The organism is Streptomyces luteoverticillatus, from assembly GCF_003970715.1.
GTDB classification, from domain to species: domain Bacteria; phylum Actinomycetota; class Actinomycetes; order Streptomycetales; family Streptomycetaceae; genus Streptomyces; species Streptomyces abikoensis.
Genome location: NZ_CP034587.1, coordinates 4113506 through 4126103 on the forward strand (window position 1 = coordinate 4113506; position 12598 = coordinate 4126103).

General features: G+C 70.2%; 15 protein-coding genes. 5 read left to right on the forward strand and 10 right to left on the reverse strand.

All coding sequences use genetic code 11. The annotated features are described in order from the left end of the window. Positions 1–31 precede the first annotated feature (31 nt). A complete protein-coding gene (locus tag EKH77_RS18180) occupies positions 32–280 on the forward strand; it encodes a hypothetical protein (RefSeq protein ID WP_126915397.1) in 249 nt (82 codons plus the stop codon). Here EKH77_RS18180 and EKH77_RS18185 read toward each other — a convergent pair. After that, a complete protein-coding gene (locus EKH77_RS18185; RefSeq protein WP_126915398.1) occupies positions 266–628 on the reverse strand; it encodes a metal-sensitive transcriptional regulator in 363 nt (120 codons plus the stop codon). The genes EKH77_RS18180 and EKH77_RS18185 overlap by 15 nt on opposite strands. 265 nt (positions 629–893) lie before the next feature. Between EKH77_RS18185 and EKH77_RS18190 the strand changes: the two genes are divergently transcribed. Both EKH77_RS18190 and EKH77_RS18195 read left to right on the forward strand, forming a co-directional pair. Further along, the gene (locus tag EKH77_RS18190; RefSeq protein WP_126915399.1) at positions 894–1514 is read left to right on the forward strand and encodes a DUF47 domain-containing protein; all 621 of its coding nucleotides are present in this window, start codon (positions 894–896) and stop codon (positions 1512–1514) included. Between the two features lie 6 nt (positions 1515–1520). Then, complete coding sequence (locus EKH77_RS18195) at positions 1521–2519, forward strand: inorganic phosphate transporter (protein ID WP_126915400.1); 999 nt, start codon at positions 1521–1523, stop codon at positions 2517–2519. 184 nt (positions 2520–2703) lie between these two features. Here EKH77_RS18195 and pstB read toward each other — a convergent pair whose 3' ends face one another. The 4 genes from pstB to pstS all read right to left on the reverse strand — a co-directional run bounded on the left by pstB (position 2704) and on the right by pstS (position 6911). Then, entirely contained in the window at positions 2704–3483 is a 780-nt protein-coding gene (pstB, locus tag EKH77_RS18200) for a phosphate ABC transporter ATP-binding protein PstB (RefSeq protein ID WP_126915401.1), read from the reverse strand. A gap of 32 nt (positions 3484–3515) precedes the next feature. After that, positions 3516–4598: a phosphate ABC transporter permease PstA gene (gene pstA, locus EKH77_RS18205; RefSeq protein WP_240667405.1), complete on the reverse strand. Its 1083-nt coding sequence runs from the start codon at positions 4596–4598 to the stop codon at positions 3516–3518. After that, positions 4595–5557, reverse strand: a complete 963-nt coding sequence (gene pstC, locus EKH77_RS18210; RefSeq protein ID WP_126915402.1) for a phosphate ABC transporter permease subunit PstC — start codon at positions 5555–5557, stop codon at positions 4595–4597. The genes pstA and pstC overlap by 4 nt, the downstream gene beginning before the upstream one ends. 220 nt (positions 5558–5777) lie before the next feature. Beyond that, positions 5778–6911, reverse strand: coding sequence for a phosphate ABC transporter substrate-binding protein PstS (gene pstS, locus EKH77_RS18215; RefSeq protein ID WP_126915403.1), 1134 nt, complete (start codon positions 6909–6911; stop codon positions 5778–5780). 345 nt (positions 6912–7256) lie between these two features. On the opposite strand from pstS, the gene EKH77_RS18220 reads away from it, so the two are divergent. Both EKH77_RS18220 and EKH77_RS18230 read left to right on the forward strand, forming a co-directional pair. Beyond that, a complete protein-coding gene (locus EKH77_RS18220; RefSeq protein ID WP_240667758.1) occupies positions 7257–8333 on the forward strand; it encodes a C40 family peptidase in 1077 nt (358 codons plus the stop codon). Positions 8334–8693: 360 nt separating this feature from the next. Continuing rightward, on the forward strand, positions 8694–9923 hold the full coding sequence (locus tag EKH77_RS18230) for a PP2C family protein-serine/threonine phosphatase (RefSeq protein ID WP_126915404.1): 1230 nt from the start codon (positions 8694–8696) through the stop codon (positions 9921–9923). 20 nt (positions 9924–9943) lie between these two features. Here EKH77_RS18230 and EKH77_RS18235 read toward each other — a convergent pair whose 3' ends face one another. The 5 genes from EKH77_RS18235 to cynS all read right to left on the reverse strand — a co-directional run bounded on the left by EKH77_RS18235 (position 9944) and on the right by cynS (position 12562). Next, positions 9944–10285 carry a DUF2516 family protein gene (locus tag EKH77_RS18235; protein WP_126915405.1) on the reverse strand — a complete coding sequence of 114 codons (342 nt, stop codon included), beginning with the start codon at positions 10283–10285 and terminating at the stop codon, positions 9944–9946. Between the two features lie 108 nt (positions 10286–10393). Next, positions 10394–10993, reverse strand: coding sequence for a hypothetical protein (locus EKH77_RS18240; RefSeq protein WP_126915406.1), 600 nt, complete (start codon positions 10991–10993; stop codon positions 10394–10396). Between the two features lie 17 nt (positions 10994–11010). Continuing rightward, positions 11011–11451 (reverse strand): helix-turn-helix domain-containing protein, encoded by a 441-nt coding sequence (locus EKH77_RS18245; RefSeq protein WP_126915407.1) that lies wholly within the window; start codon positions 11449–11451, stop codon positions 11011–11013. A 23-nt stretch (positions 11452–11474) separates the two neighbouring features. Then, positions 11475–12020: a nucleoside deaminase gene (locus tag EKH77_RS18250; protein ID WP_126915408.1), complete on the reverse strand. Its 546-nt coding sequence runs from the start codon at positions 12018–12020 to the stop codon at positions 11475–11477. 71 nt (positions 12021–12091) lie between these two features. After that, positions 12092–12562, reverse strand: coding sequence for a cyanase (cynS, locus tag EKH77_RS18255; protein WP_126915409.1), 471 nt, complete (start codon positions 12560–12562; stop codon positions 12092–12094). Positions 12563–12598: the final 36 nt, after the last annotated feature.

Genomic DNA, 12598 nt, shown 5'->3' on the forward strand with positions numbered 1-12598 from the left:
GAAGCCCCGAGGACCCGAGGAGGTGAATCGCGTGGTTCCGCGACGCGGTTTGTGCGGCGGGCCGGACCCCGTGGCCCTCATCGAGATCGATCTCTACGGTGAATTGATGATCGCGGCGTCCATGGCGGACGAGGAGCGGCTCAGCGTCGACCGGATCGATGAGGTTCTCCGCGTCGTCCGGCCCGTGCGGCGGACGGAGCCGGGGAATCCCGCCGGCCCCGCCAACCCCGTCGGCTCCGCCAATCCCGCCGGCCCCGGCAAGGCGTCAGGTGCGCAGTAGCCGCGCGATGGCGGCGCTGGCCTCCTCCACCTTCGCGTCGATCTCCGACCCGCCCTTGAGGGCCGCGTCGGCCACGCAGTGGCGGAGGTGCTCCTGGAGGAGCTGGAGGGCGAAGGACTGGAGGGCCTTGGTGCTCGCCGACACCTGCGTGAGTATGTCGATGCAGTAGACGTCCTCCTCGACCATGCGCTGGAGGCCGCGGATCTGGCCCTCGATCCGGCGCAGCCGCTTGAGGTGCTGGTCCTTCTGCTTGCTGTAGCCGTGCGGGCCCGAAGGGGCCTCGTCGCCGTGGCAGGGCGCCCCGACCGGTTCAGTGGCACTGGTCACTGTGGCCTCCCTGGCCGTCATGGCGTCCTCCGGCTTTCTGCCGACGCGTCCGCGCTGGTCATCGGCGGGGTGCGGGTTAACGTCACGCTTGTCGGCGTCTTACCGTTCATCACCCGTTTGTATACCCCCGGCGGGTATATCGTACCCAAATTCACCGCCGGAGGCCCGTACCGCCTTCATGAGCACTCTGCCCGATGGGCGACACTGAGGGAATGCCAGTTAGCTGTGGCCGGATGATGCGCCTAGCATCAACGAGACCGAATCCGCTGCACCCCGAGGATCCCACGTGCGCTTTCGTCTGACCCCCAGGGAGACGAGCTTCTACGACATGTTCGCCGCCTCCGCGGACAACATCGTCACGGGCTCCAAGCTCCTGATGGAACTGCTCGGAGCGGATGCCTCCGCCCGGGCCGAGATCGCCGAACGGATGCGGGCAGCGGAGCACGCCGGGGATGACGCGACCCACGCGATCTTCCACCAGCTGAACTCCTCCTTCATCACGCCGTTCGACCGCGAGGACATCTACACTCTCGCCGGTTCGCTCGACGACATCATGGACTTCATGGAGGAGGCCGTCGATCTGGTCGTCCTCTACCAGGTCGAGGAGCTGCCGAAGGGCGTCGAGCAGCAGATCGAGGTCCTCGCGCGGGCGGCGGAGCTGACCGCCGAGGCGATGCCGAACCTGCGGACGATGACCAACCTGACCGAGTACTGGATCGAGGTCAACCGCCTCGAGAACCAGGCCGACCAGATCCACCGCAAGCTGCTCGCGCACCTCTTCAACGGCAAGTACGACGCCATCGAGGTGCTCAAGCTCAAGCAGATCGTGGATGTGCTCGAGGAGGCCGCCGACGCGTTCGAACACGTGGCGAACACCGTCGAGACCATCGCGGTCAAGGAGTCCTGACCTCCGGTGGATACGTTTGCACTAGTCGTGACCATCGCGGTCGCGCTCGGATTCACCTATACGAACGGCTTCCACGACTCCGCGAACGCCATCGCCACCTCGGTCTCCACGCGGGCGCTGACCCCGCGCGCGGCCCTCGCGATGGCGGCCGTGATGAACCTCGCCGGTGCCTTCCTGGGCAGCGGCGTGGCCAAGACGGTCAGCGAGGGCCTGATCGAGACGCCGGTGGGCGACAAGGGGATGGGCATCCTCTTCGCGGCCCTCATCGGCGCGATCGCCTGGAACCTGATCACCTGGTACTTCGGTCTGCCCTCGTCCTCCTCGCACGCCCTCTTCGGCGGCATGGTGGGCGCGGCGCTCGCGGGCGGCACGACCGTCATCTGGACGGGCGTCATCGACAAGATCGTCGTCCCGATGTTCCTCTCGCCGTTCGTCGGCCTGATCCTCGGCTATCTGGTGATGGTCGCGATCATGTGGATGTTCCGCCGGGCCAACCCGCACAAGGCCAAGCGCGGCTTCCGTATCGCGCAGACCGTCTCGGCCGCCGGCATGGCGCTCGGTCACGGTCTCCAGGACGCCCAGAAGACCATGGGCATCGTGATGATGGCCCTGGTCATCGGCGATGTGCAGAGCAAGGGCGACGCGATCCCGGTCTGGGTCAAGCTCGCCTGCGCGATCATGCTCTCGCTGGGTACGTACGCGGGTGGCTGGCGCATCATGCGGACGCTGGGCCGGAAGATCATCGAGCTGGACCCGCCGCAGGGTTTCGCGGCGGAGACGACCGGCGCGTCCGTGATGTTCACGACCGCGTTCATGTTCCACGCGCCGATCTCCACGACGCACGTCATCACCTCGGCCATCATGGGCGTGGGTGCGACGAAGCGGGTCAACGCGGTGCGGTGGGGTGTCGCCAAGAACATCATTCTTGGGTGGTTCATCACGATGCCGGCCGCGGCGCTTGTCGCTGCGCTGGCCTATTGGGTGGTCAACCTGGCGTTCGGGTAGCCCCCGGCCCCGACAAATGGGCCCGCCCCCTGGTGCGAACAGGGGGCGGGCCTTTGCCTTGCGGTGGCACCGCCATGCAGCACCGCGAGGCGGCTTGTGTGCGGGTGCGGGCCTCATGTGGCTGGTCGCGCCCGCGCGGCGGAGCCGCATGGTGTTCGGCCCCGCGCCCCTGACGGGGCGCTCCTCACCCGAAGCGGCCCGAGATGTAGTCCTCCGTCGCCTGGACCGACGGGTTGGAGAAGATGCGCGCCGTGTCGTCGATCTCGATCAGCTTGCCCGGCTGGCCGACGCCCGCCAGGTTGAAGAAGGCGGTGCGGTCGGAGACCCGGGCCGCCTGCTGCATGTTGTGGGTCACGATGACGATCGTGAACCGTTCCTTCAGCTCGCCGATGAGGTCCTCGATGGCGAGCGTGGAGATCGGGTCGAGCGCCGAGCAGGGCTCGTCCATCAGCAGGACCTGCGGCTCCACCGCGATGGCCCGGGCGATGCACAGACGCTGCTGCTGACCGCCGGAGAGGCCGGCGCCCGGCTTGTTGAGGCGGTCCTTGACCTCGTTCCAGAGGTTGGCGCCCTTGAGGGACTTCTCCACGATCCCGTCCAGCTCGGACTTGCGGTACCGGCCGCCGTTGAGGCGGACGCCGGCGACCACGTTCTCGTAGATGGACATGGTCGGGAAGGGGTTCGGGCGCTGGAAGACCATGCCGACCGTGCGGCGCACGGAGACCGGGTCGACCCCGGAGCCGTACAGGTTCTCGTCGTCCAGCATCACCTTGCCCTCGACACGGCCGCCCGGGGTGACCTCGTGCATCCGGTTGAGGGTGCGCAGGAAGGTGGACTTGCCGCAGCCGGAGGGGCCGATGAAGGCCGTCACGGAGCGGGGCTCCACGGTCATCGAGATGTCCTCGATGGCCTTGTGGGTGCCGTAGTAGGCGTTCAGGCCGCTGACGTCGATTCGCTTGGCCATAGGGATCACTACTTTCGGGAAATCAAACCGCGTCAGCGGCCGGCCTTGGGGGCCTTCCAGCGGGCGATGCCGCGGGCCACCAGGTTGAGGATCATGACGAAGGCGATGAGGACCAGGGCCGCGGCCCAGGCGCGGTCGTAGCTGGCCTCGTTGCCGGCCGCCCACTGCTCGTAGATGTAGTACGGCAGGGAGGACTGGGCGCCTTCGAAGGGGTTGTTGTTGATCACCTGGGAGCCGAAGACCAGGAGGACGATCGGGGCGGACTCACCGGCGATACGGGCGACCGCGAGCATCACACCCGTGGCGATGCCGCCTATGGCGGTGGGCAGGACGACCTTGAGGATCGTGCGCCACTTGGGCACGCCCAGGGCGTAGGAGGCCTCGCGCAGCTCGTTGGGGACGAGCTTGAGCATCTCCTCCGTGGAGCGGACGACGACCGGCATCATCAGGATGGCCAGGGCCATCGACCCGGCGAAGCCGGAGTAGCCGTTGTCCATCATCAGGATCCAGAAGCTGAGGACGAACAGGCCCGCGACGATCGACGGGATACCCGTCATGACGTCGACGAAGAAGGTGACCGCCTTCGCGAGCCTGCCGCGGCCGTACTCGACCAGGTAGATCGCCGTCAGCAGCCCGATGGGGGCCGCGATGGCGGTGGCGATGCCGACCTGCTCCAGGGTGCCGATGATGGCGTGGTAGACGCCGCCGCCGGGCTGGATGGTCAGGACGCCGGCCATGGAGTGGGAGAGGAAGTTCCCGTCGAGCACCTTCGCGCCGCGCGAGACCGTCTCCCACATCAGCGAGACCAGCGGGACGACCGCGAGAAGGAAGCAGACCCACACCATGCTGGTGGCGAGACGGTCCTTGGCCTGCCGGAGGCCCTCGACGCGGGCCGCCAGGACGAACATCCCGGCGACGAAGACCACCGCCGCGATCAGGCCCCACTGGATGCGGCTGCCGAGGCCCGCGCCCAGGCCGGTGCCGACGCCGACGGCGACCGCGGCGGCCGCGAGGGCGGCGGGCGCCCAGCGCGGGAGGCGGGGCTGGCGCAGCGTGTACGAGGGGAGGGGCGCGCTGTCGGCGACGACCGTGCTGTCCATGGTCACGTCGCTCATGCCGTGTACTCCTTGCGGCGGGCGATGATCATCCGGGCTGCGCCGTTGACCAGCAGGGTCAGGACGAAGAGGACGAGACCGGAGGCGATCAGGGCGTCCTTGCCGATCTCACCGGACTCCTTGAAGCTGCTCGCGATGTTCTGAGCGAACGTTCCGCCACCCGGGTCGAGCAGGCTCTTGCCGATGGTGAAGCTGGGGGAGAGGACGGTGGCGACGGCCATCGTCTCGCCGAGGGCGCGGCCCAGGCCCAGCATCGAGGCGCTGATGACACCGGAGCGGCCGAAGGGGAGGACGGACATCCGGATGACTTCCCAGCGGGTCGCGCCGAGCGCGAGCGCGGCCTCCTCGTGCATCTTCGGGGCCTGGAGGAAGACCTCGCGGCTGACGCTGGTGACGATCGGCAGGATCATGATCGCCAGCAGGATGCCGATGGTGAAGAGCGAGCGGGCGGCGCCGCCCTGGTAGGCGAAGATCCCGGTCCAGCCGAAGTAGTCGTTCAGCCAGGTGTAGAGCCCGCCGAGGTGCGGCACCAGGAAGAGGGCGCCCCACAGGCCGTAGACGATCGAGGGGACGGCCGCGAGCAGGTCGATGACGTAGCTCAGCGGTGCGGCGAGCTTGCGCGGCGCGTAGTGCGAGATGAACAGCGCGATGCCGATGGCCACGGGCACGGCGATGAGCATCGCGATGAGCGAGCTGACGATCGTGCCGAACGCCAGGACCGCGATGCCGAACTTCGGCGGCGTGGAGTTGGCGGCCCACTCGAAGGTGGTGAAGAAGTCGCCCTCGTTCTTGGAGAGGGCGCCGGCCGCCCGCACGGTGAGGAAGACCGCGATGGCGGCCATGATCACCAGGAGCAGGATCCCGGAGCCCCGGGAGAGGCCGAGGAAGATCCGGTCACCGGCGCGGGAGGTTTTCCGCGGGGGCGGTGGGCCGGGTTCGGTGGCTGAGGTTATTTCCATGGTTTCTCCGGTCTGCGGGGCGGCTGGCGCCGGGCCTTCCGGGTTGCTCGGCCCGGTCGTGCTGGGTCGGCGCCAGCGCGCCCTGGTGCGGCGGTGCACCGGATGGTTCGGACGGGGCTCGGGGCCCTGTGCGGCCCGGTGGGCGGTTTGTGCCCACCCTCCCCCGGCTACCGCTGGGAGGTGCCCCCAGCCCTGCGGAACGGGGTGTCTGCGAACCGGGTCAGGAGAGGGTGGCGATGGTCTCGCGGACCTTCTTCGCGATCTCCGTGGGCAGCGGGGCGTAGCCGAGGCCCTTGAGGACCGACTGGCCGTCCTCGCTCGCGATGTAGGTCAGGAAGGACTTGGTGGCCGGCAGGGTGTCGGCCTTGTTGCCCTTGTCGCCGACGATCTCGTACGTGACCAGGGTGATCGGGTAGGCGCCCTCGGCCTTGGTGGCGTAGTTGAGCTTGAGGGCCAGGTCCGAGCCGGAGCCGACGATCTTGGCCTCGGCGATCGCCTTGGAGGCGTTGTCCGAGGTGGCCTCGACCGGGGCGGCCGCGCCGGTGTTGAGCTTCACCGTCTTGATGCTGTTGGCGGTGGCGTAGCTCAGCTCGAAGTAGGAGATGGCGCCGGAGGTCTGCTTGACCTGCGAGGAGACACCGGCGGAGCCGTCGGCCGACTGGCCGCCCTTGGCCTTCCAGGCCTTGGCGGGCTCGTACGACCAGGAGGAGGGCGCGGCGGCCTTGAGGTACTTGGTGAAGTTGTCCGTGGTGCCGGACTCGTCGGAGCGGTGGAACGCCTGGATCTTCAGGTCGGGGAGCTTGGCGTCCTTGTTGAGCTTGGCGATCGCCTCGTCGTTCCACTTCTCGATCTTGCCGTCGAAGATCTTGGCGAGGGTGTCGGCGTCGAGGATCAGGTTGTCCACGCCCGGGACGTTGTAGCCGATGGCGATGGGGCCGCCGACCATGGGGAGGTTGATGCCCTGGCCGCCCTTGACGGCCTCCTTGGACTTGGTGACCTCCTCCGGCTTCAGCGCCGAGTCGGAGCCCGCGAAGGCCGTCTTGCCCTGGAGGAACTCCTGGACGCCGGCGCCGGAACCCGTGGCCTTGTAGTTGATCTGGGTGTCCTTGCAGGCCGCCGAGTAGTTCTTGACCCACAGGTCCATGGCGTTCTTCTGCGCGGAGGAGCCGGAGGCCAGCAGCTGGCCCTTGCCCTCGCACTTGATGTTGCCCGCCGCCTTGGTGGAGTCGCCGCCGCCCGTGGAGCCGCCGCCGCTGTTGTCGTCCGAGCCGCACGCCGTGAGCACCAGGGCGCTCGAGACGGCGATGGCGCCGAGAGCGACGGTGCGAAGCCGGTTCTTGCGCTGAAGCTTCACTTTCGGGAGTTCCTTCCGGGAGCCGCCGCTGGGGCGGCGTGCGAGAGGTGTCGGTACGAGCGGTCCTGCCCGCACCCTCTACTCGGCGAAATTAGGCAGATCAGGTGAAGCGGTCGATGGGTGAGAGTGAACGGAGGGTGAACCTCACCCGTCAGGGCGGTTGCCCGCACGAGGGTCCGGTTCCTTGTGCAGTGTGACGCAGGTCTCTATCGATTTGACGCCAGGCATGGCAGCATCCGAACCTCGCGTGACGGTATGTCAGGCATGGGGGTGAAGGTGCGGAGGTGGCCGGTGGGGCGTCCGGGCAGGCGGAACGATGACCGTACGAGCGGTGGACAGCGCTTGGTGGTGGCGACGGCGCTCGTGTGCGCGGCCGGGCTGGCGGTGCTGGGCGCGCCGGGAGTGACGTACGCGGCGCCCGGGCCGACGCCGGACCCGAGACCCTCCGCCACCACCGGAGGCGCCACGGCGGACGACGCCACCCGGCGCCTGGAGGCCATCCGCAAGGAGGTCGAGGAGCTCTACCGCAAGGCCGAGACCGCCACCGACGCCTACAACGCCGCCGGTGAGCAGCTGCGCCTCCAGGAGAAGTCGGTCGCGGACCTCACCCGGCGGCTGGAGGCGGCCCGGAAGCGCATGGACACGCTGCGGGCCCAGGCGGGCGCCCTGGCCCGCGCCCAGTACCGCAGCGGTGGCTTCAACCGGACCCAGCTCTTCCTCAGCGGGTCCCCCGACTCCTTCCTCGGCAACGTCTCCCTCGCCCGCAAGGGCGAGCAGGCCACCCGCCGGATGCTGACGGAGGTCACGGCCGCGAAGGCGGACCTGGAGCGCTACACCCAGGCCGCGGACGAGCGCCGGAAGACGCTGGACGCGGAGAAGAAGAAGCGCGAAGCGGCGAAGAAGGAGATCCAGGAGCGGCTCGACACCGCCAAGCAGCTGGAATCACGACTCGCGGACCAGGAGAAGGAGAGACTTCGGCTGCTGGAGGAGGAGCGGGCCCGGCAGGCCCAGGACCGCTGGCTCTCCTCGGACGCCGCCAAGTGGCTCACCGGCCGGGGCTCCGTCACGGCGAGCGGCGACGCCGCCCGCGCGATCGACTTCGCGACCGCGCAGATCGGCAAGGACTACGTCTGGGGCGCCGAGGGCCCGGACACCTACGACTGCTCCGGCCTCACCCTCAAGGCCTGGGCGGCGGCGGGCCGGGCCATCCCCCGCACCTCGCAGGAGCAGTGGCGGCAGCTGCCCAAGGTCGACGTCAAAGACATGCGCCCCGGCGACCTGGTCATCTACTACGCGGACGCCAGCCACGTGGGCATGTACATCGGCGAGGGCCGGATCGTCCACGCGCCGCGACCGGGCCGGCAGGTGACCATCACGGGCGCGGGCTCGATGCCGGTGCTGGGGGTCGTCCGGCCGGGGTAGCGGCGGGTCGTCCGGCCGGGGTGACGGCGGGTCGTCCGGCCGGGGTAGCGGCGGGTCGTACGGCCGGGGTAGCGGCGGGTCGTCCGGCCGCCTGGCGGGCGGGCCGGGCCGCGCCCCGGGGTCCGTCCGTGCGCCCGGCGGCCGTACGGCCATCAGCTCGTAGGACGGTCCGCTTGTCCTCGCGCGGGCGTCAACTCCCGTCACCCGTAAGGCATATGACGGAGGCGGGTGGCTGCGTACCATTCCGCTCGGGCGGGCTCTGGCGCTAGGGTCACGTTCTGTACTCGTCTGTCGGCGAGGTGCCGCGCCCCCCGGCGGGGGCACCCCCTCGTGGTGGCCGGGGGAGGAAGGACCGAAGCGATGCCCGTATCCGCGCCCTGGCCGGCGGAGCCGCCCGCCGCGCCGCCCGACGGCGGGCTGACGCTGCTGGTGATCGAGGACGCCCCCGGCGGGGCCCTGTCCGGCCCCCGCGTGGCGGAGATGACCGGCACGGCCGAGGGGCCCGTACGCGTCCGGACCGCCCGCAACCTCACCGAGGCGGAGCGGCTGCTCACCGACGACGTGCAGTGCATCCTGCTCGACCTCGCCCTCCCCTCCCGGGCCTACGCCCCCGGGGGCGGCCACGAGCTGGACACCCTGCGCCAGGTGCTGCGGCTGGCCCCCCATCAGGCCGTCCTGGCGCTGACCGCCGAGACCGACGCCGCGCGGGCGGCGGAGGCGGTCCGGGTCGGCGCGCAGGACTACCTCTTCCGCGACGAGCTGGACGGCCGGGTGCTCGGCCGGGCCATCCGCTACGCCGTCGAGCGCAAGCGCGCCGACTCCGACCGGCGGCAGCTCACCGAGTCCCGGCTGCGGGCCCAGGAGAACGCCCGGCTGGAGCGCGGCCTGCTGCCCCATCCGCTGCTGGCCGGCTCCGAGCTGCGCTTCGCCGCCCGCTACCGGCCCGGCCGCAGCCGCGCCCTGCTCGGCGGGGACTTCTACGACACGGTCCGCACCGCCGACGGCACGGTCCACGCGATGATCGGCGACGTCTGCGGGCACGGCCCCGACGAGGCGGCCCTCGGCGTCGAGCTGCGCATAGCGTGGCGGGCGCTGACGCTCGCCGGGCTGTGCGGCGACGAGCTACTGGTCACCCTCCAGCAGGTGCTCGAGTACGAGCGGGCGGACGAGGAGGTCTTCGCGACCCTGTGCATGGTGGACATCGCGCCGGGCGGGCGCTCGGCCGCGCTCTGCCTCGCCGGGCACCCGGCACCCCTGCTCGTCCGTCCCGGGCATGCCCCGGCCCTGCTGCCGCAGGAGGGCGGCGGCCCGGCGCTGGGGCTGCTGTCCGCCGCGCGCTGGCCGCACCGCGAGATCCGGCTGGGGGCGGAGTGGAGCCTGATGATGTACACGGACGGCCTGGTCGAGGGCCGGGTGGGCGCGGGCACGCGGCGGCTGGGCCAGGAGGGGATGATCGAGCTGGTCGCCCGCCGGCTGAAGGAGGGCCTCACCGGGGAGGACCTGCTGGAGGCGGTCGTGGCGGAGGTACGGGCCCTCAACGGCGGTGACCTGACGGACGACCTCGCGGTGATGCTGCTCGCCAGGGGCTAGGGCCCTGGGCGGGAGATGTGTCAGCGGCCGCCGTTGTACGGGCCGTACGGGCCGTCCGAGCTGGAGCCCCGGCGGCGCGGGCCGCCCCGGCCGGAGACCTGCCGCAGGGCGGGGCGCACGTCGACCATGTAGACGATCGTGGCGATCAGGCCGAGGATCGGCAGGAAGTTCAGGATGCCGAAGAAGAGGTTCACGGCGATCGCGATACCGAGGATGATCAGCCAGAAGCCCTTGGACTGCTTGTCCGCCGCGCGGTAGGCGTCCTCCCGGCGGACGGCCGCGTCGACGAAGGCGACGACCGTGAAGACCAGCAGCCCGATAGACACCCAGGACAGGATCTCGCCGAAGCCTTCCACCAGCATGCCGCTCACCTCTCAGTGCGTCCGTTGCCCACCGTACCCGGAGAACGATCCGGGCAGGTGGTCCGTGCCCGGATCGTTCCGCGCGCTGCGTGCTCCGTCGCGGGCGGCCTAGGCGTCCTCACCGGCCTTGGCGTCCGCCTTCTTCGCGGTGGCGGGCTTGCGGGCGGCGGTCCGGCGGGCGGCGGGCTTGGACGCGTCGTCCGAGCCTTCCGCGGCGGCGGGCTCCGACGATCCCTCGGCCGGCTGGTCGTCCTTGGCGGCGGCGCCGTTCCCCTCGCCGCTGCCCGGCTCCACGGCGACGGCGATCTCGGAGAACCCCTCGGCGGCCTCGCCGCGCCAGGTCTTCACGGCCGTGCGCCCGCGCTCGGCCAGCTTCTCGAACTGCTCACCGGCCTGGGCGGCCACCGCGACGACCTGGCCGACGCCCTGAAGCGCCAGGTCCTGGGCCTTCTGGCCGAGCTTCTTGGCGTCGGTGTCGACGGTCCCGACGAACTCGGTGACCTTGGCGGTCACCTGCGTCTGGACCTCCTTGGCCTGCTGCTTCACCCGCCCGCCCAGCTCCTTGGGGTCGGTGTTGCGCAGCTGCTCGAAACGGCCGGGGGCCTCGGCGACGAGCTGCCCCACCTTCTCCGCCGCGAGGTCGGCGGCGCCGGCGGTGGCGTAGAGGGTGTCGGTGGCCGTCTTGCGGATGTCCTGAGTGAGGGCCATGGCGAAGGGTCTCCCGATCAGCTCGAAGGGTTGCTCTGGTCGTCGTCCGTCTTGCCCGTACCGCCGCTCGTCCCGCCCGGACCGTTCTGTTCGGGAGCGGTTCCGGGCGTGGCGAGGGCGTTCTCCTTGCGGAAGGACTCGTAGATCTGGAGCAGCACCTGCTTCTGCCGCTCGTTGATCGAGGGGTCGGCGAGGATCACGCTGCGGACCTCCGCCTCCTCCCGGTCCCGCTGGTCGAGCATCCCGGCCTGCACGTACAGCGTCTCGGCGGAGATCCGCAGCGCCTTGGCCAGCTGCTGCAGGATCTCGGCGCTCGGCTTGCGCAGGCCGCGCTCGATCTGACTGAGGTACGGGTTGGACACTCCGGCGGCATCCGCGAGCTGCCGCAACGTCAGCTGCGCGGTGCGCCGCTGCTCGCGGAGGTACTCGCCGAGATTGCCGACGTTGAGTGATGCCATGGTGCCGATGGTGCCGCAGCTTGCTAACTATTGCAAGCGGATGCTTGCAATAGTTTTCCGCCAGTCGGGGAGGCGACGGTGGGGGCGCCGGCCACGCGGCGTTCGCCGCCGTTGCGCTCCTGCCAGAGGCGGTAGACCTCGACGGCGTCCTCGCGGGGCTCGTGGCGCATGGGCAGCCGGCGCTGGTCCCAGTTCTTGCCGAACTCCTCGTAGAAGGTGTTCAGCTCGAAGTACTTGCGGTCGTCGACGTAGTGCGGTTCGTACGCGTCGCGGGTGGTGAGGAAGACGACCTCGTCCGGGGAGCAGTAGTAGAGGGAGCCCAGGCACATCGGGCAGGGGTGGGCGAGGACGTAGATGGTGGTGCCGGCCAGGTGCTCGGTGCCCAGCTTCACGCACGCCTCGCGGATGGCGAGGATCTCGGCGTGGGCGGTGGGGTCGTCGGTCTGGGCGACCTTGTTCGCGCTCTCGGCGAGGATCTCGCCGTCCTTGACGATGACCGTCGCGAACGGGCGGCCGCCTTCGGCGACGTTCTGCCGGGCGAGGTCGATGGTGCGCTGGATGAAGTCCATGAGCGGGTCTTTCCGGTGCGGGGGAGGGGTGCGGGGGAGGGGCGGGGCCGTTCGGCCCCGCCCCCGGCCGGTCAGAAGGGCTTCGTCGGCAGGTACTTGCCGTCCAGGGTGATGACGGCGCGCTCGCCACCCTCGGGGTCGGCGACCTTCTTCACGTCCAGCTTGAAGTTGATCGCGGAGATGATGCCGTCACCGAACTCCTCGTGGACCAGGGCCTTGAGGGTGGTGCCGTAGACCTGCAGCATCTCGTAGAAGCGGTAGATCGTCGGGTCGGTGGGGATGCCGCCGGGGATCGAGCCGCGGGTCGGGATGGTCTGCAGCAGCATCGCCGCGTCCTCGTCCAGGCCGAGCAGCTCGGCGACGGCCTTGGCGGACTGCTCCGGCAGGGGGTGCTGGCCGAGGACGGCGGCGGTGGTGAAGGCCACCGACAGGCCGGAGGCGTCGGCTATCCGCTGCCAGGACAGGTTCTTGCGGGTCTTGGCCTCCACGGCCTGGGCGGCCAGGGCCTCGCGGGCGGTCGGGTCGAACTGGGCGTGCACCATGAGAGGGGCTCCTTTTTCTGGGGTGGGGTGGGGTGG